This window comes from Paractinoplanes rishiriensis, assembly GCF_016862375.1.
Classification (GTDB): Bacteria; Actinomycetota; Actinomycetes; order Mycobacteriales; family Micromonosporaceae; genus Actinoplanes; species Actinoplanes rishiriensis.
In genome coordinates this window covers 26,842-48,428 of the sequence record NZ_BOMV01000021.1, presented here as the reverse complement: position 1 = coordinate 48,428, position 21,587 = coordinate 26,842, and the positions used below count along the sequence as shown (strand labels likewise).

The 21,587-nt window shown below is 70.1% G+C and carries 25 protein-coding genes and 1 pseudogene; 12 read left to right on the top strand and 14 right to left on the bottom strand.

Translation table 11 applies throughout. The features are described from left to right. Positions 1 to 58 precede the first annotated feature (58 nt). Positions 59 to 763: a hypothetical protein gene (locus Ari01nite_RS11725; RefSeq protein WP_203781202.1), complete on the bottom strand. Its 705-nt coding sequence runs from the start codon at positions 761 to 763 to the stop codon at positions 59 to 61. Between the two features lie 370 nt (positions 764 to 1,133). On the opposite strand from Ari01nite_RS11725, the gene Ari01nite_RS11720 reads away from it, so the two are divergent. After that, a complete protein-coding gene (locus Ari01nite_RS11720) occupies positions 1,134 to 1,292 on the top strand; it encodes a hypothetical protein (RefSeq protein WP_203781201.1) in 159 nt (52 codons plus the stop codon). A 379-nt stretch (positions 1,293 to 1,671) separates the two neighbouring features. Here Ari01nite_RS11720 and Ari01nite_RS11715 read toward each other — a convergent pair whose 3' ends face one another. Next, positions 1,672 to 1,896 (bottom strand): hypothetical protein, encoded by a 225-nt coding sequence (locus tag Ari01nite_RS11715; protein ID WP_203781200.1) that lies wholly within the window; start codon positions 1,894 to 1,896, stop codon positions 1,672 to 1,674. Positions 1,897 to 2,083: 187 nt separating this feature from the next. Here Ari01nite_RS11715 and Ari01nite_RS11710 point away from each other — a divergent pair. The 3 genes and pseudogenes from Ari01nite_RS11710 to Ari01nite_RS11700 all read left to right on the top strand — a co-directional run. Beyond that, positions 2,084 to 2,418: pseudogene (locus Ari01nite_RS11710) on the top strand (fatty acid desaturase family protein); the annotation flags it as partial. A 183-nt stretch (positions 2,419 to 2,601) separates the two neighbouring features. Continuing rightward, positions 2,602 to 2,805: a cold-shock protein gene (locus Ari01nite_RS11705; RefSeq protein ID WP_203781199.1), complete on the top strand. Its 204-nt coding sequence runs from the start codon at positions 2,602 to 2,604 to the stop codon at positions 2,803 to 2,805. 41 nt (positions 2,806 to 2,846) lie between these two features. Beyond that, positions 2,847 to 4,223: a PP2C family protein-serine/threonine phosphatase gene (locus Ari01nite_RS11700; RefSeq protein ID WP_239162687.1), complete on the top strand. Its 1,377-nt coding sequence runs from the start codon at positions 2,847 to 2,849 to the stop codon at positions 4,221 to 4,223. Positions 4,224 to 4,409: 186 nt separating this feature from the next. On the opposite strand, the gene Ari01nite_RS11695 is transcribed toward Ari01nite_RS11700, so the two are convergent. From Ari01nite_RS11695 to ppk2, 3 genes are all read right to left on the bottom strand, one after another. After that, the gene (locus Ari01nite_RS11695) at positions 4,410 to 4,622 is read right to left on the bottom strand and encodes a hypothetical protein (RefSeq protein WP_203781198.1); all 213 of its coding nucleotides are present in this window, start codon (positions 4,620 to 4,622) and stop codon (positions 4,410 to 4,412) included. A 303-nt stretch (positions 4,623 to 4,925) separates the two neighbouring features. Next, positions 4,926 to 5,186 carry a hypothetical protein gene (locus Ari01nite_RS11690; RefSeq protein ID WP_203781197.1) on the bottom strand — a complete coding sequence of 87 codons (261 nt, stop codon included), beginning with the start codon at positions 5,184 to 5,186 and terminating at the stop codon, positions 4,926 to 4,928. A gap of 855 nt (positions 5,187 to 6,041) precedes the next feature. Further along, positions 6,042 to 6,908 carry a polyphosphate kinase 2 gene (gene ppk2, locus Ari01nite_RS11685; protein ID WP_203781196.1) on the bottom strand — a complete coding sequence of 289 codons (867 nt, stop codon included), beginning with the start codon at positions 6,906 to 6,908 and terminating at the stop codon, positions 6,042 to 6,044. 283 nt (positions 6,909 to 7,191) lie between these two features. Here ppk2 and Ari01nite_RS11680 point away from each other — a divergent pair, with 283 nt between their 5' ends. Beyond that, a complete protein-coding gene (locus tag Ari01nite_RS11680) occupies positions 7,192 to 8,439 on the top strand; it encodes a vanadium-dependent haloperoxidase (RefSeq protein WP_203781195.1) in 1,248 nt (415 codons plus the stop codon). Positions 8,440 to 8,601: 162 nt separating this feature from the next. Here the strand turns inward: Ari01nite_RS11680 and Ari01nite_RS11675 are convergent, their stop codons facing one another. The 3 genes from Ari01nite_RS11675 to Ari01nite_RS11665 form a co-directional block, all read right to left on the bottom strand. Next, complete coding sequence (locus tag Ari01nite_RS11675) at positions 8,602 to 8,886, bottom strand: hypothetical protein (RefSeq protein WP_203781194.1); 285 nt, start codon at positions 8,884 to 8,886, stop codon at positions 8,602 to 8,604. Positions 8,887 to 8,968: 82 nt separating this feature from the next. Then, on the bottom strand, positions 8,969 to 9,970 hold the full coding sequence (locus Ari01nite_RS11670) for a sugar phosphate isomerase/epimerase family protein (protein WP_203781193.1): 1,002 nt from the start codon (positions 9,968 to 9,970) through the stop codon (positions 8,969 to 8,971). 16 nt (positions 9,971 to 9,986) lie between these two features. Then, positions 9,987 to 11,192, bottom strand: coding sequence for a Gfo/Idh/MocA family protein (locus tag Ari01nite_RS11665; RefSeq protein ID WP_203781192.1), 1,206 nt, complete (start codon positions 11,190 to 11,192; stop codon positions 9,987 to 9,989). A 98-nt stretch (positions 11,193 to 11,290) separates the two neighbouring features. Between Ari01nite_RS11665 and Ari01nite_RS11660 the strand changes: the two genes are divergently transcribed. Further along, positions 11,291 to 12,283: a LacI family DNA-binding transcriptional regulator gene (locus tag Ari01nite_RS11660; protein WP_203781191.1), complete on the top strand. Its 993-nt coding sequence runs from the start codon at positions 11,291 to 11,293 to the stop codon at positions 12,281 to 12,283. 21 nt (positions 12,284 to 12,304) lie between these two features. Here the strand turns inward: Ari01nite_RS11660 and Ari01nite_RS11655 are convergent, their stop codons facing one another. The 6 genes from Ari01nite_RS11655 to paaI all read right to left on the bottom strand — a co-directional run bounded on the left by Ari01nite_RS11655 (position 12,305) and on the right by paaI (position 15,713). Then, a complete protein-coding gene (locus Ari01nite_RS11655; protein ID WP_239162671.1) occupies positions 12,305 to 13,459 on the bottom strand; it encodes a glycoside hydrolase family 3 N-terminal domain-containing protein in 1,155 nt (384 codons plus the stop codon). A 258-nt stretch (positions 13,460 to 13,717) separates the two neighbouring features. Further along, complete coding sequence (locus Ari01nite_RS49790) at positions 13,718 to 14,065, bottom strand: phenylacetate--CoA ligase family protein (RefSeq protein WP_239162670.1); 348 nt, start codon at positions 14,063 to 14,065, stop codon at positions 13,718 to 13,720. Next, complete coding sequence (locus Ari01nite_RS49785; RefSeq protein ID WP_239162669.1) at positions 13,975 to 14,520, bottom strand: AMP-binding protein; 546 nt, start codon at positions 14,518 to 14,520, stop codon at positions 13,975 to 13,977. Before Ari01nite_RS49785 ends, Ari01nite_RS49790 begins: the two co-directional genes overlap by 91 nt. Beyond that, positions 14,517 to 14,723 carry a hypothetical protein gene (locus Ari01nite_RS49780; protein ID WP_239162668.1) on the bottom strand — a complete coding sequence of 69 codons (207 nt, stop codon included), beginning with the start codon at positions 14,721 to 14,723 and terminating at the stop codon, positions 14,517 to 14,519. Before Ari01nite_RS49780 ends, Ari01nite_RS49785 begins: the two co-directional genes overlap by 4 nt. Positions 14,724 to 14,739: 16 nt before the next feature. Next, positions 14,740 to 15,336, bottom strand: a complete 597-nt coding sequence (locus tag Ari01nite_RS11645) for a TetR/AcrR family transcriptional regulator (protein ID WP_203781189.1) — start codon at positions 15,334 to 15,336, stop codon at positions 14,740 to 14,742. Continuing rightward, a complete protein-coding gene (paaI, locus tag Ari01nite_RS11640) occupies positions 15,333 to 15,713 on the bottom strand; it encodes a hydroxyphenylacetyl-CoA thioesterase PaaI (protein WP_203781279.1) in 381 nt (126 codons plus the stop codon). Before paaI ends, Ari01nite_RS11645 begins: the two co-directional genes overlap by 4 nt. A 128-nt stretch (positions 15,714 to 15,841) precedes the next feature. Here paaI and paaN point away from each other — a divergent pair, with 128 nt between their 5' ends. From paaN to paaB, 6 genes are read left to right on the top strand one after another with little or no spacing between them, the layout of a single operon-like run. After that, positions 15,842 to 17,548, top strand: coding sequence for a phenylacetic acid degradation protein PaaN (paaN, locus tag Ari01nite_RS11635; RefSeq protein WP_203781188.1), 1,707 nt, complete (start codon positions 15,842 to 15,844; stop codon positions 17,546 to 17,548). Then, positions 17,541 to 18,743 carry a thiolase family protein gene (locus tag Ari01nite_RS11630; RefSeq protein ID WP_203781187.1) on the top strand — a complete coding sequence of 401 codons (1,203 nt, stop codon included), beginning with the start codon at positions 17,541 to 17,543 and terminating at the stop codon, positions 18,741 to 18,743. The genes paaN and Ari01nite_RS11630 overlap by 8 nt, the downstream gene beginning before the upstream one ends. Next, positions 18,740 to 19,483, top strand: coding sequence for an enoyl-CoA hydratase/isomerase family protein (locus Ari01nite_RS11625; RefSeq protein ID WP_203781186.1), 744 nt, complete (start codon positions 18,740 to 18,742; stop codon positions 19,481 to 19,483). The genes Ari01nite_RS11630 and Ari01nite_RS11625 overlap by 4 nt, the downstream gene beginning before the upstream one ends. Continuing rightward, the gene (locus Ari01nite_RS11620; protein ID WP_203781185.1) at positions 19,480 to 20,352 is read left to right on the top strand and encodes a 3-hydroxyacyl-CoA dehydrogenase family protein; all 873 of its coding nucleotides are present in this window, start codon (positions 19,480 to 19,482) and stop codon (positions 20,350 to 20,352) included. Before Ari01nite_RS11625 ends, Ari01nite_RS11620 begins: the two co-directional genes overlap by 4 nt. Beyond that, positions 20,349 to 21,293: a 1,2-phenylacetyl-CoA epoxidase subunit PaaA gene (gene paaA, locus Ari01nite_RS11615; RefSeq protein WP_203781184.1), complete on the top strand. Its 945-nt coding sequence runs from the start codon at positions 20,349 to 20,351 to the stop codon at positions 21,291 to 21,293. Before Ari01nite_RS11620 ends, paaA begins: the two co-directional genes overlap by 4 nt. Beyond that, positions 21,290 to 21,586, top strand: coding sequence for a 1,2-phenylacetyl-CoA epoxidase subunit PaaB (paaB, locus tag Ari01nite_RS11610; RefSeq protein ID WP_239162667.1), 297 nt, complete (start codon positions 21,290 to 21,292; stop codon positions 21,584 to 21,586). The genes paaA and paaB overlap by 4 nt, the downstream gene beginning before the upstream one ends. Position 21,587 lies beyond the last annotated feature (1 nt).

Below are 21,587 nucleotides of genomic sequence, written 5' to 3'. Positions count from 1 at the left end.
GCCGCTGCCGGCACGGGTAGGCCGCTGCGGTGGACGAGCCTGGCTGCGTAGCTCGCCGTCAGAGAAGGAGGTTCGCGCGCCGCAATGCCGGACCGATCAACGCCTCCACCAGGTCACGGTGGCCGTCGCCGGCTTCCCACCCGACGTCGGCGACCACCACAAGTACGCGTCCGACCCGAGCCACGGCGACGAAGGTGTTCTTCGTCGCGGTCTCTCCGGCATGCTCCCACTTCTGGCGTAGCCGCAGCAGCAGCGACTCCCGGCTCGCCAACCCGGTGTCAAGGATCTTCCAGGTGCCCTGTGCGTCGATACCGCGGCAGCCGTCCAGCGCCCGGTGCAGATCGCGGACGTATCGGCGGGCGCCGTTGGACCGGAAGACGGCCACATACTCCACGGCGACGGCGGGTGTTCCGTTGACCTCGACGACGGCCGTGACGGCGCGCGAGCCCCGGCACAGCACCGCACTGGGGTAGGCGCCGTCGGCGCACGGCTGGGGAGGCCGGACGTGCGCCCAGCGGTCGTCGTCGAGCACCGCGGTCGTGGCGCCGTACAGCTCGGTGGCCTGCAGCATCGCCCGGTCCGGGATGCTCATGGCCTCGTCGGCGGAGCGGTCGCCGGTGACCGCCGGCTGGTCGGGGTTCCCAGTCCCGGCAGTTGCCGACAAAGCCCCGGCCAGCAGCATCAGCCTGGACAGGCGAAGCGAGCGGCGGCCGGCACGCGGCGCGGGCTCGCCCGGTCGGGAACAGTCCGGGACGACAGGCATCTCAGCCTCCAGAGTCGGTCGGGCGGGATGGCTCGTCCCGGCCCGGTCACGTCTGGTGACTCGATACGCCAGCAGGAGCGGAAGCGATGAGAACGGCGAAAGTCATGATGATCGGGGGTCGGCCAGGGCGGATCCTGAGGGCGCCCGCGTCGGGCACGGGGCGGCATAGCCGACAGGTTTGCCACGGCGATACCATGACCAGCCGAACTCTACTCTTCGTAGCCGTGAACGCACGCTGGAGTGCCGGCCCGTCGCCTCCGTCTGGAGCCCGGCGCGAAAGGAAGACCGGCCGGGGCCGGCGCGGGAGTGCGAAACCATATGCGCGGACGCCGACGGAGTGATCGGGCCCGTTCTGGACTACCGTGAGTGCATGGGTACCGGTCCGGTCGACGGCGAGGACTCGGCCGGCGCGTGCGGCTTCTGGACGAGCGTGAGCAGCGCCTCGCCGGCCGCGAGCGTGCCGCTGACGGGCGGGCGGGAGGCTGAAGCCGATCATTGGGAGATCGACCTGCAGGGCCGGGCGGCGTGAGAAGGAGGCTGACCAGCGGGAGATCGACGCTCAGGCGGCCACCCCGGCTGCTGGCGGGCTGTCACAGGGAATCCGGATCCGGCGTCACGAATTGGATTCTGGACATTGTCCGGCGGCGGGTCGCCGACGTCCGGCTCGAGTCGGGGTGTGACGTTGACTACGACGTACCGGATCAGGTTGAACATTCGCGGCCCAGTTACGCGGAACTGGAGCTCGCCGCCCTACTTCGGCGTCCGGCCGAACGGTTGCTGGGTGATCGGTCGGTGACCGGGCCCCACGCCTACCGGCTGCCCGGCGACCGGGGCGCCGGTGACGATGCCGGGGCCGGCACCCGCTGAAGCTGGAGGCTCAGCCGAGCAGATGACGTTCCGGACGTCCGTCAGAGCACCGCACCGCGAGGTGCAACCTCGACGGCGGCGACGCCTCGGCCGTAGAGCACGATGAGCCGATCACCGTGTTTGCCGCGCAGCACCCCCGAATCCTGCGCCAACGTCGAGATGACGTGTTCAACGACCTCGTTTTCGTCGGAGGCGCCCGGTTCGTCGTATGCGATGTCCATACGGTCGCCGCCGATGAGTCTGACACGCAACACCGTATCCGCCATGTCATCCAATCTAGACCAGCCGAGCGCACCATTCGCCGCGCCGAGGCCTGGCCATGACCCGGCGGTTGTCGTCGTCGGACGGCGTCATCCCGAGCTTGGCGAAGATGTTGTTGATGTGCTTGCTCACCACCTTGTCAGCGCCGGCCCGTTGTCGATCGCATCGACCACGTCGACGTCGAAGGCCTCCGGCGTCTACCTGGGCATGACGTTCGCGCCCAACCACAACGGCATGCCGCACCCGGCAGGCGACGAGGACTACCTGCGCAAGCAGGTGCTCACCTCCCGCAACGTACGCGGCGGCCGGTTCACCGACATTGCCCTCGGCGGCCTCAACTATCAGATCGAACACCACCTGTTCCCTGGCATGCCCACGCCGAACCTGCGGAAGGCTCAGCCGATCGTGCGGCAGTACTGCGCCGACATCGGGGTGCCGTACGAGGAGACCAGCCTCGTCGCGTCCTACCGGCAGGCGCTGCGGTATCTCCACGAGTGGGCGCCCCGTTGCGCGTGGCACGCGCCTGATTACCGGGTGAGTCGTTCCTGTGCTACGTTGACCAAGTTGCAGTATTGATTTCCTTGGACGTTTTCAACGCCTGATGGGTCTCAGCCCGTCAGGCGTTTTTGGTTTCGTCGGTACACGGTGATCAGCGCGGCGACGCGAGGTGGCGCAAGGTGCGCCTCTTCACGAGTCGACAGGAGAAAAGCATGGCCACCGGCACCGTCAAGTGGTTCAACGGCGACAAGGGATTCGGTTTCATCACTCAGGATGACGGCGGCGCCGACGTGTTCGCGCATTTCTCGGCGATCGCGACGTCCGGTTTCCGCAGTCTCGACGAGAACCAGCGTGTCGAGTTCGACGTCGAGCAGGGCGCCAAGGGCCTGCAGGCGGCGAACATCCGCCCGCTGTAACCAAGCGGCCCGGTTCCTCCGGTTCGGAGTCGCCGGGCTTGGTGGCGGCCGGCTGCTCACGGTTGACGATCCGCGTTTACCCGCGTGATCTCCCGGGGCGGCCGGCCGTCTCCGTCCGCGTGCGGTCGTGCCGGCCGGCGACTGCTGGCGTCGTGTTCAGGAGGGTTTCAGTGAGCGGGATCGAAGCCCTGGGCCGGCTACTGCGGCAGTCGCACCATGCCCGGCCGGACGACCTTCCGCAGATGGCGATGCGAGCCGCCCCGCTCGTCGGCGCTACCGCCATGATCATTTATCTGGTGGATCACCAGCAGCGTGAGCTGCTGCCCCTGGTTGCCGGGGAAGCCCCGGCCCGCGATCGGTTCATGATCGACGGGACCTTCGCGGGGCGCGCGTTCACCACGGTCGCCGCCTGCGTGAGCGATGCCACAGCCGGCGGTGTCCGGCTGTGGGTGCCGCTGATCAACGGAGCCGAACGCCTCGGTGTCCTGGAAGTCGTGCTTGCCGGCCCCCTGGGGGAGCCGACGGTGGAGGACTGCGCGACGGTCGCGGCGTTGCTGGCCGAGTTACTTGTCACTCGCGACCTCTACAGCGACACCATCGAACGGCTGCGCCGCCGGGAGCCAATGCTGTTGGCGGCGGAGATGTTGCGCGCCCAGTTACCGCCGCTGACGTTCTCCACCGGCCATCTGATGATCAGCGGGATCCTGGAGCCGTGCTACGACGTCGGCGGTGACGCCTTCGACTACGCCGTCAACGGCGACATCGCGCATTTGGCGCTGTTCGACGCCGTGGGCCACGGCTCGTCGGGCGGGATGCGGGCGGTCATGCTGGCTTCGCTCGCGCTGGCGGCCTACCGCAACGCGCGCCGCGCAGGCCTTGATCTGATAGGTACGTATCACCGCATCGACCGGGCCGTTCAGGACCATGACCGGTGGGGCCTGATCACCGCTGTGCTGGCGGAACTCGACCAGCGTACCGGGGAGCTGCGGGTGATCTCCGCCGGGCACCCCAGCGGTGTGGTCATCCGCCAAGGCAGGGCGGTCAAGGTGCTACCAACTCCGACCGCCTTGCCCGTCTCGCTCGGTCATCACCGGCCGCCGCTCGTCGTCGAGGAGGCCCTCGAGCCGGGTGACCACGTTCTGCTCTACACCGACGGCATCATCGAGGCCCGCTCCAGCGACGGGGAGCCGTTCGGCATCGACCGGCTCGTCGACTTCACGGTCAAGGCCATCGCCGACCAACTGCCGTTGCCGGAGACCACCCGCCGGCTGGTCCACGCGATCCTCGACCATCAGGACGACTGCCTCCAGGACGACGCCACCGTGCTGCTTGCTCAGTGGATCAGCCCGGCTCCGGCCCGTTCCGACACCGAACTGCCGGAGTCCGACAACCAGGAGCCTCTCGGCACGGTCAGCTGAACGGGCGCCAGGCCGCAGGTACGGGGCACGAGACGCAGGGGCCGGCACGCCGAGGCGTCCCGCATGCCGCCGATTTCGATTCTGCTCAGGGTCGATCCCGTTCGCCGTCGGGTAGTGGGAGGATGAGCAAGCCCCCTGGCGGGGCGATCCGGTCGGTGCCGCGCGATCCCCGGGCGACCTGGCGGCTCATTGCCGGCCGGGCGTTTCGGTGTCCCGGCCGGTGGCCAGAGAGATCCGAATCCCCGTGCTCGTCTCCTTGATTGCGAATCCTTCGCTTCGTCCGTCGCCGGGCAGCATCGCGTCATACAGTTCCGCGTTCGAAATGTCAACCGTTCCGCCCCCGCGGGCCACCAGGATACTGAGAACAGCACGCAAGTTGACGTCGCTGAGATAGCGCATGAGGCGACTCATTCCTGTCCGGGGAGACGGCCTGGCGGATGTCGATGAGGCGATCGGGATACCGATGAGATCGCGGTTTCCGCAGCGCCTCGAAAATCCTCAGCCTACTCTGAGCGCTCCGCTCGACAGGCGTGCCGCTGTCGGCCACGCGTGCCGCCGGATGCGCGAATCCATGGCCAACGTGGCCCGTGACGCGCCGCGACCGCCGACACGGTGGCCACCGCGTCGGCCACCGCTGCGGCTGCCCTCGCCTGCCACTCGGTAGCCTGGGGTGGGAGCCATGTCCCGAGCTGGATCACGTAGCTACAGGTAGTGGCCGCTCGTCGCGCTGTCCTGTCGTGCCACCCGAACCGAGACCACGTTGGCCAGGTTGACGAGTACAGCGTTCTCGTCCCCCTCCCGGTTGTACCTGGCACGGGTGAGGATCAAGGCACGTCGCTCGTCCAGCGCCCGGGCGATCGCCTCGATCGCTTCGTCCCGCCCCGGAAAGTCACTGGTCAGCACGGCCACGTCCTCACCGCCCACCGGGTGGAACCGAATGATCATTTCAGGGTTGTCAGACATGGTCGTCTCCTCACGTTGTTTCCCGCATACCCGATGCCGCTGGCGAAATGCCGGAGCAGCCCCGCCGATTTATGTGCTACCGTTGCCACGTTGCGGTTGTGATTTCCGTAGACGTTCCCAGCGCCTGATGGGTTGTCTAAAGCCCGTCCAGGCGCTTTCTCGTTGTCCGCGTCGAGGCGACGCGGGTGATCAACGCGGCGGCGTGAGAGTCCGCACAGTGCGGATTCTGACAGCTCGCCAAGAAAAGACATTGCTGCATCGTGAAGTCGCTCATCAGTCAGGATATAGGCGGCCCCGACTTTCGCCCAATTCTCGGCGTGCGGCTTCCACATCGATATTCCTATCCTTTCCGACTTGATTCACGGACCTTTTTGTGGCCCGCGCTCCGCTGCGACGTACCGTTCGAGGAAGGCTCAATGACGATGACCACCAAGGCGCCGTACGCGCTCGTTCCCCGCCCGCTTTCCGACCCTTCGCGTTTCCGATCCTCGACCCCGATCGCGGCCGGCGGAAGGTTGACACCGTTCCTCGCTCCACCCGCCGCTGAGGACATCACACCAGTGCTGCGCGCCTCGGACCGCGGTCAGGAGGCGATGCATCGACTTCGCCATCCGTTCACGTCACCGTAGAAACGGCTCCGGGCCCTGGTCGGCCACCGCCATGTCCAGCGATCGTCGCCCCGTCAGCCTCTGGCCCTCGGGCGGCAGCCAACCTCCCGGCGGGCCCTTCCGGACACTCGACGACATCCATGTAACCGGCGCCCAGGTCCTCGGCGGCTATCTGCCGGATCTCTGACGCGCCCGCACCGGCAGCACAGCACCAGCAACCGTCACGAACCGGTTCTGGAAGCGGCTTTCATGGGTGTCGTCGGCGCGACTGTCTGCTCTTCGACTTGGCTGAGGGCTCAGCGACCGCCGGCAACGATGCGGCATGGTCCGGCACGAGCGTTTGCATTTCGCGCGGGGTCCGGCGATAGCCGCTCGACGGTGGCCGGGGTGGCAGCGACAGCGGCACTCGTTGCACCTCGTGGTAGCGGATCGTGGATAGCAGGTGGGCGATCATGTTTATCCGGGCTCGGCGTTTGTCCTCGCTCTCGACGACGTGCCAGGGCGCCTCGGGGATGTCGGTGTGCATGAACATCTCGTCCTTGGCCCGGGAGTAGTCCTCCCATCGGCTGATCGATTCGAGGTCCATCGGGGAAAGTTTCCAGCGCCGCATCGGGTCCTGCAGCCGGGAGCGGAACCGCTCCTCCTGCTCGTGATCGCTGACTGAGAACCAGTACTTGCGGAGCAGGATCCCGTCCTCGGTCAGCAGTCGTTCGAAGATCGGGCACTGATGCAGGAAGCGCATGTACTCTTCCTTGCTGCAGAAGCCCATCACCCGCTCTACTCCGGCCCGGTTGTACCAGCTCCGGTCGAACAGCACGATCTGCCCAGCGGCCGGGAAGTGCTCGATGTAGCGCTGGAAATACCATTGGCCGCGTTCGCGCTCGGTCGGCGCCGGCAACGCGGCGATGCGCGCAAGGCGTGGATTGAGATACTCGGCGACCCGCTTGATCGTGCTGCCCTTGCCGGCCGCATCCCGGCCCTCGAAGACGACCACGACCCGGGCGCCCTCGACCTTGACCCATTCCTGCAGCTTGACGAGTTCACCTTGCAGACGGAACAGCTCTGCCTCGTAGATTTTCTTCGGTAGTCGCTCGATCCGTGCCGACTTGGTCACCTCAGCCCACCTTCTTCGAGCCCGTCCCTACCTCGGACTGTAGTGCGACTTCGGTGACTTCGTTCCCATTCTCCAGGTCGGCCTTATGCCAGCTCGGGCTGGAGATCTTCGTGTGGCCGGGGCCGTCAGCCCGGTGGTCACGGATGGGCCGGAGGCGGGGACAGTGTTGAGTCGATGTTCCAATTTATACAGTTTCGCGCGGGCCGTTGACCTCCTGGCGGTATCGATAGAAAGCTATCGCCTACATCTCCCATAGATGCAGGAGGTAATACGAATGCTCTCCATGAGTTCCCGGCCACTGCGCGCCGCCGTGGTGCTGCTGGGCGCGGTGGCCTTGGCCGCCACCACGGCCGCCGGGCCGGCCGCCGCGGGATCGGTCGTCGCCGGATCGGCTTCTCGGGCTGGCCATGCGGTGCTGACCTGGTATGACGCGACCGCCGCGGCGATTGCCGCGGGCGGAGCGACGACGCAGGTCACCAACAGCCGGACCTGGGCGATCGCGTGGCTGGCCGCCGCCCGCGCGCAGACCGGCTCGTCCTCGCCGGTGTACCGCCGTGCCGCACTGGCCGGTGCCGTTCACGAGTCGCTGGTGGCGCTCGTGCCGACCCAGGCGGCGGCGGTGGACGCGGTACTCGAAGCCGACCTGGCCGCCCTGCCGGACGGCAAGGCCAAGGACCGCGGTCTGGCCGCCGGCCGTGCCGCCGCGGACCGCCTGATCGAGGAGCGGACCGGCGACGGCCTGGACTCGGCCTCGGTGAACGCCGCGTTCCCGGTGCCACCGCCCGCGCCCGGCGTGTGGCAGCCGACCCCGTCCGCCTACGCCGCCGCGACCCAGTACGGCAACCGGCTGGCCCGCCCGTTCCTGTTGCGCGGCGCCGCCCAGTTCCGCCCCGCACCGCCGCCGGCTCTCGGTTCGGCGCGCTACGAGGCCGACCTGGCGGAGGTCCGCACCTACGGCGCGGCCGGCAGTACGGCCCGCACACAGGCGCAGACCGACACCGCCACGTTCTGGCTCGGCTCGTCCTTCGTGCTCTACACCCCGGTGTTGCGCGCCGCCGTCGAACAGTCACCCACGTCGACACTCAGCCGGACCCGGCTGGTGGCCCTGTTCCACGTAGCCCTGGTGGACACGCAGATCGCCACCTCGGAAGCGAAGTACCACTACCAGACCTGGCGCCCGGTGACCGCGATCCGCAACGCGGCCGTCAACCCCGACCCGTCCTGGCTTCCGCTGCACAACACCCCCGCCCATCCCGACTTCCCGAGCGGCCACAACACCTACTCCGGCGCGGCCGAACAGATCCTCACCGTGCTGTTCGGTCCCCGGGCCCGTCAGCCCTACACGATCCCCAGCCCGTCGGCCCCCGGCGTCACCCGCACCTACACCGACTGGCACCTCCCCAGTCTGGAGAACATCGACGCCCGAGTCTGGTCCGGCATCCACACCCGAAGCGCCGACGAGGCCGGCATCCGGCTGGGCCGGGACGTAGCCACCAACACCCTGACCCGAGCCCACGAACTCCTCCGCTGACCAGACCGCCCACCCGGCACGCCGAGGCGCCGGCGAAAGCCGGCCGCCGCGGCGGCCGCGGCCGGCCGCCCGGCCGCGGCGGTCCGGCTGGCGCGCGTCCGCATAGGGCGCGACGCCGCACGGCCGGTCAGGCTGAGACCGGTGGGTGGCCGCACTCTCCGGTCATGCCGCCCGGCGGTGGGGGCGTTCGAGGCTCTCCTCCGGTTCGAAACCGCGCGACGCGAGTTCGTACATAGCCGCCATCCAGCGCATCGCGATCGCGATCGCCCGGAACAGGGCCGCGGAGACGAATCCCGAGAGGACCACGGTGATGCCGACGATCACGCCGGGGCCGCCCTGGCTGGCGAAGACCAGCCCGGCCAGGAGGCAGACGGCCACGGTGATCCAGCTGATCACCTCGAAGACCACGGCGGCGTTGCGCGGAAGGTCGGCTCCGTGCCGGAACATAGGGGATCGCGGTTGCACGGCTCCCGACGCTACGGCTGTCAGGTTGCAGGGGCGGCGTTTTCGGCGTAACCGGCGGCGCGCCCTAGATACCGGCCTTTCCGGCGGCCGCGGTCAGGCTTTCGGCCGCGGCGCGCAGGCCTTCGAACTGGTCGAGTTCGGTGTCCTCGTGTTCGATGTTGACCGCCATGTCGGGGTCTACGGCGTGCAGCGCCCGGAGGAAAGGCACCCAGAACTCGTCGCCGTGGCCCCGGCCGACCGCGACGAACTGCCACGACGGGCGTTCCGGCCACTGGTTGAGGGTGTTGTTGCCGCCCAGGCTGAGCGGATTGCGGTCGGCGGACGTGCGGGTGAAGCGGTCGTCGAGCACGCCGAATAGCCGGACGTTGTCCTCGTTGATCCGGGTGTCCTTGGCGGCGGCGTGGAACACCAGGTCGCCCAGGTGTTCGATCGCGGCCACCGGGTCGATGCCCTGCCAGAAGAGGTGGCTCGGGTCCATCTCGGCGCCGATGTGGGTGGCGCCGGTCTGCTCGACGAGGCGCTGCAGGGTCGGCGGGTTGAAGACCAGGTTGTGCGGGTGCATCTCGATGCACACCTTGACGTCGGCGGCGGCCGCGCGGGCCTGGATGTCGCGCCAGAACGGGACGGCGACCTCGTTCCACTGGTGGTCGAGAACGTTGAGCCACTGGCTGTCCCAGGGGTTGACCACCCAGTTGGCCGCGGTGGCACCGGGGTGCGCGCCGGGCAGGCCGGACATGGTGACCACCCGCTTGACGCCGAGCAGCGCCGCCAGCTCGATGGTGCGGTGCAGGTCGGCCGCGTGCTTGGGGCCGACCAGCGGGTCGGGGTTGAGCGGGTTGCCGTTGACGTTGAGCCCGGTCAACGTGATGCCGGCCTGAGTGAACCGGCCCAGATAGTCCTCGCGGGCGGCGGCGCTGGACAGGATGTCGTCGATCGGGATGTGCGGGGCCGCGATGAAGCCGCCGGTGTTGATCTCGGCGCTGGTCAGGCCGAGCTCACCGAGGATCTTGAGGGTTTCGTCGAGGGAACGGTCGTGCAGGCAGGCGGTGTAGGCGCCGAGTTTCATGGGGGATCGGTCCTCTTCAGAGTTGGACGGGCTTGTCGGTGGCGGAGACGACGGCGTCGAGAACGCGCAGGTTGTGCAGGCCGTGCGCCAGGTCGGGGCAGGGCGGCAGCGCCGGGTCGCCGGCGACCTGGTCGGGGCCCGTGATCTGGTCGGGGCCGGCGATCTGGTCGAGGAAGGCCCGGGCCTGGTAGACGAAGAAGTCGTTCTGCCCGTGGCCGACGGTCGGGAAGTCCATCGGCAGGCCGCCGGCGAGATAGGGGTGCCACGGCCCGACGAAGACCGTGCGGGCGCCGTTGGTCTCGGCCGCCGGTCCGGGGTCGACGATGCTGAACTCGGCCGGCCGGGTCAGGTCGAACGAGGCCGTGCCCCGCTCGCAGAACAGGTCGAACCGCAGCGTGTTGGCGTGCCCGAAGGCGACCCTGGACAGCGAGAAGGTGCCGACCGCGCCGTTTGCGTACGCCGTGGTGAAGGTGCAGACGTCCTCGTTCTCCACCGGGGCGCGCTCGGTGCTGACCCGCACCCCGCCGGCATGGCCGACCGCGACCCCGAGCGGCTTGGGCCGGTCTTTCACCAGGGTGGCCATGGTGGTGCCCTGGACGCCGGAGGTCGGGCCGCAGAAGAACTCGGCCAGGTCGACCAGGTGACTACCGATGTCGGCCAGCACGCCGGAACCGGGGCCGCCGAGATATCGCCAGCTCATCGGGCGCTGCGGGTCGAAGCCGTAGTCGCACCAGTAGTTGCCGACGAAGTGGCGTACCGGACCAAGGCTCTGCTCGACCTGCTGCTTGATCGCATTGATCGCGGGGGAGCGGCGGAAGGTGAAACCGACCGCGCCGACCAGCCCGGGCGCGGCGGCCGCGGCCTCCACCATGGACTGCGCTTCGGCGATCGTCGGCGCCAGCGGCTTCTCGCAGAGCACGTGTTTGCCGGCGGCCAGCGCGGCCTCGGTGATCTCGCGGTGCAGGCTGTTGGCCACGGCCACGCTGACCGCGTCGACGTCGGGCGCCTCGACCACGGTCCGCCAGTCGGTCTCGGCGCGTGCGAAGCCGTATCGGGCTGCCGCGTCGGCGGCGAACGGTTCGTGCAGGTCGGCGATCGCCACCAGGCGCGGTGCGGGCCGGCCGAGGCCGTAGACGGTGGCGGCGTTCCGGTAGGCGTTGGCGTGTGCGCGGCCGACCATGCCGGCCCCGATGACCGCCACGCCGATGGGTTGCTGGGTCATGAGGGGTACCTCCGAGGGGGTCTTTAAAGCGCTTTAAATCCCCTGTACTATCTGAGTCGATCTCGATGCGTGTCAAGAGTGTCACCGGGGGTGATTTAGTGGATCAGCGTCCGCGCCTCGCCGACGTCGCCGCCCGCGCCGGCGTCTCGACGGCGTCGGTGTCCCTGGTGCTGCGGGGGGCGCCGGGTCCGAGCGCGGAGACGAGAGAGCGCGTCCTGTCCGCCGCCGCCGAGCTGGCCTACCGTGCCGACCGCACCGCCAGCCTGCTTGCCCGCCGCCGCCGGCACCTGCTCGGCGTGATGCTCGACGTCCGCAACCCGTTCCATGCCGAGCTGGTCGAGGAACTGCACGCCGAGGCCGACAAGGCGGGTTACGAGGTGGTGCTCTCCACTTTGACCCGCGACCGCGACGAGGACCGTGCCGTGGAGACCCTGCTCGACTTCCGCTGCGAGGCGCTCATCCTGCTCGGTCCCGATTGCTCCGACGCCGTGCTCGACCGGCTCGCCATCCAGGTGCCGTGTGTGGTGATCGGTCGCATGGTCGGCGACGCCGAGGTGGATGTCGTGCGCCCGGCCGACGACGTGGGCGTCGACCTGGCGCTCAACCATCTGATCGATCTCGGACACCGCCAGATCGCTTTTGTCGACGGCGGTCGCGGTGCGGTCGCCGCGACCCGGCGTCGCGGCTATCGCCGGGCCATGCGCGGGGCCGGGCTCCGCGGCGAGGTCATTCCGGGCGATCACACCGAGGAGGGAGGCGTACGCGCGGGCCGCCAGCTGGTGACGAGCGGCGACCTGCCGACCGCCGTGGTGGCATCCAACGACCGGCTCGCCGTGGGTTTGATGGACGCGTTCGTCCGGGCCGGCGTCGAGGTCCCCGGCGATGTTTCCGTGGTCGGGTATGACGACAGCACCCTGGCCCGCCTGGCACACATCGACCTGACCTCGGTCAACCAGGACGCCCCCGCCCAGGCTCGCAACGCCGTGCTGGCCGCCGTCTCCCGCCTGGACGAGGACCGCACCCAGCGCATCGAAACGGTCCTGGTCCCGAGACTCGTGGTGCGGGGCAGCACGGCCCCGCCCAACCGCTGACCGAGAGGAGTCAAACAGGATTCAGCAGCGGAGCAGACCGGCCCGTTCCTTGGTACGCAGGACGTTCTGGGTGGCTTCGGTCAGTCGCTTGTCGAAGGCCGGGTCGTCCTCGGCTCGTTCGGTCAGTGCGCGGGTCATCGTGGCCGCGTCGGCCGGGCGGATCGTGAGCACCAGGTCGCCGCCCGCGGCCACGAAGCGCACCGCGCGCTGGCCCGGCGGCACCGCGAACACGGCCACGCCGGCGCCCAGGTCGTCCGACATGATCAGGCCGCGGTAGCCGAGGCGGTCGCGCAGCAGGCCGGTGACGATCGGCCGGGAGAAGGCGGCGATCGCCGAGCGGTCCAGGGCCGGGTAGGACGCGGACGACATCATCACGGCCGCCGAGCCCGCTTGAATGCCGGCCTTGAACGGCTGCAGGTAGGGGTCGTCGACGGTCGCGGTCTTGTCCACGGCCTTGGTCGACGTGTCCGTGTTGGCGCGCACCCGGCCGAGACCGGGGAAGTGTTTGAGGACGGTCAGCACGCCCGCGTCCTGGCTGGCCGGCACCACGGTGCGGACGGCGGCGGCGACCTTGGCGGGGTCGGAGCCGTACTGGCGGTGCCAGAAGCCGATGGGCGGGTTGCCTTCGCCCAGTGCGGCCGGGACCGTGTCGGCCACCGGGGCCAGGTTCATCGTCACGCCGATGGCGGCCAGGCGGCGGGCCTCGTCGCTGGTGGCGTCGCGCAGTCTGCTCGCCGGGCCGGCGCCGAGCTTCTCGGCCGTGGGCCGGCGCGGGAAGTCGCGGCCCTTGAGCGTCTGGACGTTGCCGCCCTCCTGGTCCAGCGAAATCAGGAGCGGGTGGGCGGCCCGCTTCTGGAGTGCGGCGACGCCGGTGCGCAGTTGCTTGGCCGAGTGCGTGCTGCGGCCGTGCAGGAAGACCCCGCCGAGGCGGTACTTCTGCACCGCGTTGGCCAGGCCGCCGGGCGCGTTCACCGAGGTGCCCACCATCAGGACCTGCCCGGCCCGGTCGGCGAGCGACATCCGGCCGAGAGTCCGGCCGACACAGTCCGCGCCGGGCACGGCCGACGGCGAGGACGCGGACGAGGGCACGGCGGACGGGACGGCTGCCGGCGAGGAGACCGGTGGCGTCGGCGCCGCGGCCGGTGGCGGCGACCCGCACGCGGCAAGGCTCAGCACGGACGCGAAGGCGACCGCGCACACGCGCCGCCGCGGAAGCTCGCCTCGAGAGCCACAGCCGGGCCGGGCGCCGCCACGGCTCCAGGCGCCGCCACGGCTCCAGGCGCCGCCACGGCTCCAGGCGCCGCCATGACTCCAGGCGCCGCCATGACTCCAGGCGCCGCCATGACTCCAGGCGCCGCCATGACTCCAGGCGCCACTGCCATTCGGGATGATCCGGTCCGCCATCGGCGCTCAGGCTAGTCGGTGCGTGGCCGCTCAGCCACCGGAGCGCCGGTCCACGATCCGTCGCATCTTGCCCATCGAGCGCTCCACGCCGTCCGGTTCGAGTACTTCCACGCGTACGGAGACCCCGATGTTGTTTTTGATCTTTGAAGTCAGCCCTTGACCTGCCTGCTCGGCCGTCGCGGGAGGGGTTTCGGGGCGGCGTTCCACCCGGACGGTTAGCGCGTCGAGGCGGCCGTCGCGGGTCAGCACGCACGGGAAATGCGGTGTCAGGTCGGGGGTGCGCAGGATCAGTTCCTCGATCTGGGTGGGGAAGAGGTTGACGCCGCGCAGGATGATCGTGTCGTCGGTGCGGCCGGTGATCTTTTCGATCCGGCGCATCGGGCGGCGGTGCCGGGCAGCAGGCGGGTGAGATCGCGGGTCCGGTAGCGCACCACCGGCATGGCCTGCTTGGTCAGCGAGGTGAAGACCAGCTCACCGATCTCGCCGTCGGGCAGCACGGCGCCCGTCACCGGGTCGATGATCTCGGGGTAGAAGTGGTCTTCCCAGACGTGCGGGCCGTCCTTGGTCTCGATGCACTCGGTGGCCACGCCCGGGCCCATCACCTCGGACAGGCCGTAGATGTCGAGCGCGTGCATGTCGAGCCGCTCCTCGATCTCGCGGCGCAGGTCCTGCGTCCACGGTTCGGCGCCGAAGATGCCGATTTCGAGGGATGTCGAGCGCGGGTCGATGCCCTGCCGCTCCATCTCGTCGACGATCGCGAGCAGGTAGGTGGGTGTCACCATGATGATCTCGGGCCGGAAGTCGCGGATCAGCATGACCTGGCGCTCGGTCATGCCGCCGCCCAGACTTGCAGGTCGTCGCGGGTGTAGCCGACCACGGTGGGCCGGCCGGTGGTGCCGGACGAGGCGTGCAGCCAGGAGATCTGCTCGCGCGGCACGGCGAACATACCGAACGGATAGTTGTCGCGCAGCACCGCCTTGTCGGTGCACGGGAACCTGCCGAGGTCGGCCAGGTCGCGCAGGTCGTCGGGGTGCACCTACGTTTCGTACCTCCTATCGGCGCAACCCTTCGAAGGCGATGGTGGCCACCGCGTCGGCGATGGCGTCGGCGCCGCCGGTGCGCGGGCGGTACCACTCGGTCAGCGAGTTGACCATGCCGAGCAGCAGGCGGGCCGCCGTCGCGGGGTCGACGTCGGGTCGCACGCCACCCTCCGCCTGCGCCTGTTTGACCAGGTCGGTGACCAGGGTGTCGAACTCGCGGCGGCGGGCCAGCGCGTGCTGCTCGACCACGGTGTTGCCGCGGACCCGCAGCAGCACGGTCACGAACTCGAATCGCTCGGCCAGGACGAGAACGCTACGCCGGATGAGGCGTTCCAGCCGGTCGATCGCGGGCAGGTCGAGGGCGCGCACCTCGCCGGCCGCTTCGAAGAGCCCGTCGAGTGCCCGATCCATCGCCATCTGCAGCAACTGCTCCTTGCCGCTGATGTGGTGATAAACGCTCGATTTGGTGATGCCGAGCGACTCGGCGATGTCGAACATGCTGGTGGCGTCGTACCCCCGTTCGTTGAACAGACGGACCGCGGCGGTGAGCACGGCGTCCTGGTCATGGCCCGGTCGTCCGCGCTTGCGGGGTGCGGCGGGCGCGGTCATGCCGGCCTCCCCGGGTCGATCACGCGGCTCCGGCCGCGAAATTCCGCAACCACCTCGCCGTCGTGGGTCACCGTCGCGTCGTAGATCCCGCTCCGGCCGCTGGTCACCCTTTCTCGGGCGTACGCCGTGAGCACGTCGCCGGTGCCGGTGGGGCGCAGGAACACGATGTCGGCGCCGGCGGCCACGGTCACCGGACCATGGCTGTTGCAGGCACATGCGAAGGCCGTATCGGCGAGCATGAAGACATAGCCGCCGTGCGTCATCGCGTGCCCGTTGACCATGTCGCCGGTGACCCGCATGCGCACGGTGGCCTGCCCGTCGCCGGCGTCGATCAGCTCGATGCCGGCGGCGTGGGAGGCCTGGTCCCGGTCGAACATCTCGTGCGCCGCAGTGTTCGTCGCCGCAGTGTTCGTCGCATTGGGCCGTGCCAAAGCTTCTCCCGAGGGTTGATTACCGACCGAACGGACGGTAGATAATGAGGACAGCCAACCGCAATGGAGCGCAGATGACAACCCCCACCGAGTTGTACGACACGCATCGCGAGCTGCTCGACCGGGCCATCCAGGCCGCACACGACCGCGACTACTGGTCCGCCTTCCCCGAGTCGCCGAGCAAGTCTGTCTACGGTGAGGACGCGGCACCCGCCGGCGAGCGGGCCTTCGCCGCACTACTGGGCAAGACGTTCCCGATCGACGTGCCGGGCGCCACCGGCACGGTGTCCACCGAGCGCTCGCCGTTCGGTCTCGAGCTGGGCGTCAGCTATCCCAAGGCCGATCCGCACGCGCTGGTGGCGGCCGCCCGCGCCGCCACGCCCGCCTGGCGGGCCGTCGGCACCCCGGGCCGGGCCGGCGTGGCCGTCGAGATCATCAAGCGGATCAACGCGCGCACCTTCGAGCTGGCGCACGCCGTGCAGCACACCACGGGTCAGGCGTTCGTCATGGCGTTCCAGGCCGGCGGCACCCACGCGCAGGACCGCGCGCTCGAGGCGGTGGCCTACGCTCTGTCCGCCGCCACCCGGTTGCCCGGCACCGCGGGCTGGGCCAAACCGCAGCGTGGCGCCGACCCGCTGCGCCTGGCCAAGACCAGCACGGTGGTGGGCCGCGGCGTGTCCCTGATGATCGGCTGCACCACCTTCCCCACCTGGAACAGCTATCCCGGCCTGTTCGCGAGCCTGGTCACCGGCAACCCGGTGATCGTCAAGCCGCATCCGGGCGCGGTGCTGCCGCTGGCCATCACGGTGCAGATCTGCCGCGAGGTGCTGGCCGAGGCGGGGCAAAATCCCGACCTGGTCACGCTCGCCGTCGAAGAGCCGGGCGAGGGCATTGCGGCCAGCCTGGCCACCCACCCCGACGTCCGGATCGTCGACTTCACCGGATCCAGCGAGTTCGGCAACTGGCTCGAGGCCAACGCCCGGCAGGCCGTGGTCTACACCGAGAAATCCGGCCTCAACACAGTGATCGTCGACTCCACCGACGACTACAAGGGCCTGCTGCGCAACCTAGCATTCTCGCTCTCGCTCTACAGCGGCCAGATGTGCACCACACCGCAAAACCTGCTGGTGCCGCGGGACGGCATCGAGACCGACGCCGGCCACCGCAGCGCCGAGGAGTTCGGCGCCGACCTGGCCGCCGCGATCGACAAGCTGCTGGGCGACCCGAAACGAGCGGCCGGCACGCTCGGCGCCATCGTGAACGACGGGGTGCTGGGCCGGCTCACCGAGGCGAGCGGGTCGGCGAGCGTCATCCACCCGTCCGGCACGGTGGCCGACGAGCAGTTCCCGCAGGCGACCATCCGCACCCCGGTGGTGGTGCGGCTCGACGCGGCCGACGACAAGGTTTACACCCGGGAGTGGTTCGGCCCGGTCTCGTTCCTCATCACCACCGAGTCCACCCCGCGCAGCCTCGAGGTCTTCGTCGAGACGGTCCGGGCGCACGGCGCGCTCAGCGCCTCGGTGTATTCGACCTCACCCGACGTCCTTTCCGCTGCCCGGGAGGCAGCGCTCGACGCCGGCGTGCACCTCTCGGAAAACTTGACGGGCGGCGTGTTCGTCAACCAGACGGCGGCGTTCAGCGACCTGCACGGCACCGGGGCCAACCCGGCCGCGACCGCGTCGCTGACCGACGACTACTTCGTCACCGGACGGTTCTTCACGCTGCAGTCCCGTCACCACGTTTCTGAGCAACCGAGGCCGGAGGAACCCACAAATGTCTGAGGCATACCTCGTCGGCGGCGTCCGCACCCCCCAGGGTAAGTACGGGGGCGGGCTCGCCGGGGTCCGCCCCGACGACCTCGCGGCCCAGGTGGTGCGCGAGGCCGTGGCCCGTGCCGGCGTGCCGGCCGAGGCCGTCGACGAGGTGGTGCTCGGCGCCGCCAACCAGGCCGGCGAGGACAACCGCAACGTCGCCCGGATGGCGGCGCTGCTGGCCGGCCTGCCCGACACCGTCCCCGGCTACACGGTCAACCGGCTCTGCGCGAGCGGCCTCACCGCCGTCATCGCGGCCGCCAACACGGTCCGGGTCGGCGAGGCCGACATCGTGGTGGCCGGCGGCGTCGAGTCGATGACCCGGGCGCCCTGGGTCATGCAGAAGCCCGGCACCCCGTGGGCCCGGCCCGGTGAGGTGGTCGACTCGTCGCTGGGCTGGCGCTTCGTCAACCCGCGGTTCAAGGAGCACGACCAGTCCGCCGGCAGCGGCCCCGAGGACAGGCGGGTCACGCTCAGCATGGGCGAGACCGCCGAGGAGGTGGCCGCCCTCGACGGCATCACCCGGGCCGACAGCGACGCGTTCGCGCTGCGCAGCCACGAGCGGGCGATCGCGGCCATCGACGCCGGCCGGTTCGATGCCGAGATCACGCCGGTCGGCGAGATGACCACCGACGAGATCCCGCGGCGCGGCTCGACGCTCGACAAGCTGGCCGGCCTCAAGCCGGTGTTCCGCTCCGGCGGCGTGGTGACGGCCGGCTCCTCGTCGCCGCTCTCCGACGGCGCAGCCGCGCTGGTGGTGGCGAGCCGGGCCGCCGTCGAGCGGTACGGCCTGGTGCCGCGCGCCCGCATCGTGACGGGCGCGAGTGCCGGGGTGGCGCCGCAGCTCATGGGTCTGGGCCCGGTCCCGGCCACCGAAAAGGCGCTGGCCCGGGCCGGCTGGCAGGCCGGTGACCTGGACGCCGTCGAGCTCAACGAGGCGTTCGCGGTGCAGTCGCTCGGCGTGATCCGCCGGCTCAAGCTCGACGAGGAGCGGGTCAACGCCGACGGCGGCGCCATCGCGCTGGGGCACCCGCTCGGCTGTTCCGGCGCCCGGCTCACCGTCACCCTGCTCGGCCGGATGGAGCGCGAGGACGCCCGTCGCGGGTTGGCCACGCTCTGCGTCGGCGTCGGCCAGGGCGTTGCGCTGCTGGTGGAGCGGCCATGACCGGGGGCCCGTCCACGCTCGTGATCGACGACCGCGACGACCGGGTCGTGGTGACGCTGTGCCGCCCCGAGGCGCGCAACGCGATCAACGCGGCCATGATCCGTGAGCTGCACGACGTGTGCGCGGGCCTCGAGGAGCGACCGCGGTTGCTGCTGGTCACCGGGGACGGCGGCACGTTCGCGGCCGGTGCCGACATCGGCGAGCTGCGGGACCGCGGGCGCGACCAGGCGCTGCGGGGCATCAACAGCCGGCTGTTCGACCGGATCGCCCGGCTGCCGCTGCCGACGGTCGCGGCCGTCGACGGTTACGCGCTGGGCGGCGGTGCCGAGCTCGCGTACGCGTGCGACCTCCGGCTGGCGTCCCCGGCCGCGATTTTCGGTAACCCCGAGCCGGGCCTCGGCATCCTGGCCGCGGCCGGCGCGTGCTGGCGGCTGCGCGAGCTGGTCGGCGCCTCGGTCGCCAAGCAGGTGCTGCTGGCCGGCCGGCGGCTGGACGCCGACGACGCATACCGGCTCGGCCTGGTCGCCGAGGTGGTCCCGGCCGGCGATCTGCTCAAGCGGGCGCACGCGCTGCTCGACCGGATGGCCCAGTCCGGCCCGCTCGCGCTGCGCCTGACCAAGCTGGTGGCCGACGCCCCCGGCGGGCACCCGGTCACCGACGACCTGGCCCAGGCGATCCTGTTCGAGTCCGCCGACAAGCGCGATCGGATGGACGCGTTCCTCGCCGGGGGCCGGTCATGACGGCGGTGGAGGCGTCGGTTCCCAAGACGGTCGGTGTCATCGGCGGCGGCCGGATGGGCTCCGGCATCGCCCAGGTCTTCGCGGTGGCGGGCGCCGTGGTCTGCCTGGCCGAACGTGATCCGGCCGCGGCCGTGGCGGCCCGCGACCGGGTGGCCATGGGGCTGCTGCGCGCGGCCGAAAAGGGCAAGCTGGCCGAGTCGGCCGACACCGTTCTCGAACGCCTCATCCTGGTCGACGACGTGGCCGCGCTGCCGGCCGGCTCCGATCTGGTGGTCGAGGCCGTGCCCGAGGACGCCGCCCTCAAGATCCGGGTACTGGCCGCGGTCGAACAGGTCGTCGGCGAGCACACGGTGCTGGCCAGCAACACCAGTTCGCTGTCCATAGGCGGCCTGGCCGACGGCCTGAGCCGGCCCACCCGCTTCGTCGGTCTGCACTTCTTCAACCCCGTTCCGGCCAGCAGCCTGGTCGAGGTCGTGCTCGGGCCGCAGACCGCCGAGCCGGTGCGCGACGCGGCCCGGTCCTGGGTGGCCGGTCTGGGCAAGTCCGAGGTGGTGGTGCGCGACTCGCCGGGCTTCGCCACCAGCCGGCTCGGTGTGCTGCTGGGGCTCGAGGCGATCCGCATGCTCGAGGAGGGCGTGGCCGACGCCGCATCCATCGACCGGGCCATGGAACTCGGCTACCGGCATCCGATGGGCCCGCTGCGCTCCACCGACCTGATCGGTCTCGACGTCCGGCTCGCCATCGCCGAGCACCTGACCCGCGAGCTGGGCGAACGGTTCGCGCCGCCGCGCCTGCTGCGAGACAAGGTGGCCCGGGGCGAGTTGGGCCGCAAGACCGGGCAGGGCTTCTTCACCTGGGAGACATCATGACCGCGACCGTTCCCGCCGACGTCGAGCGCGCCTTCACCGAGACCATCGAGCGTGACCAGCGGGTCGAGCCGCGCGACTGGATGCCGGACGGCTACCGCAAGACGATGATCCGGCAGATCGCCCAGCACGCGCACTCCGAGATCATCGGCATGCAGCCCGAGGGCGCCTGGATCACCCGCGCGCCGTCGCTGCGCCGCAAGGCGATCCTGCTGGCCAAGGTGCAGGACGAGGCCGGACACGGCCTTTACCTCTACTCCGCGGCCGAGACGCTCGGCGCCGACCGGGGTGACCTGACCCGGCGCCTGATCGAGGGCCGCCAGAAATACTCGTCCATCTTCAACTATCCGACGCTCACCTTCGCCGACGTCGGGGTGATCGGCTGGCTGGTCGACGGCGCGGCCATCTGCAACCAGGTGCCGCTGTGCCGCAGCTCGTACGGCCCCTACGCGCGCGCCATGATCCGCATCTGCAAGGAGGAGTCCTTCCATCAGCGGCAGGGCTACGAGCTCCTGATGACCATGATGGGCGGCACCGGCGCGCAGCGCGCCATGGTGCAGGACGCGGTGGACCGTTGGTGGTGGCCGTCGTTGATGATGTTCGGCCCGCCCGACCACGACTCGCCCAACAGCGCCCAGTCGATGGCCTGGAAGATCAAGCGGCACAGCAACGACGAGTTGCGGCAGCGCTTCGTCGACATGACCGTGCCGCAGGCTGAGGCGCTCGGTGTCACGCTGCCCGACCCGGCGCTGCGCTGGAACTCCGAGCGTGGCCACCACGACTTCGGCGATATCGACTGGGTCGAGTTCAAAAAGGTCATCTCCGGTGGCGGCCCGATGAACGCGGAACGGATCGCGCACCGGCGGCGGGCCGACGAGGACGGTGCCTGGGTGCGCGAGGCGGCCGCGGCGCACGCCGCCAAGAAGAGGGGAGCCCGCTCGTGAGCGACGAGATCCGGCACGAGTGGCCGCTGTTCGAGGTGTTCGTGCGGGCTAAGCGCGGCCTCAACCACGTGCACGTCGGGTCGCTGCGCGCGGCCGACCACGAGATGGCGCTGCACCACGCCCGCGACCTGTACACCCGGCGCAACGAGGGGGTCAGCATCTGGGTGGTGCGCTCCGACGACGTGGTCTCGTCCGGGCCGGATGACAAGGACGCGTTCTTCGCGCCCAGCGGTGACAAGGTCTACCGCCACCCCACGTACTACGCCATCCCCGACTCGGTTCCGCACATCTGAG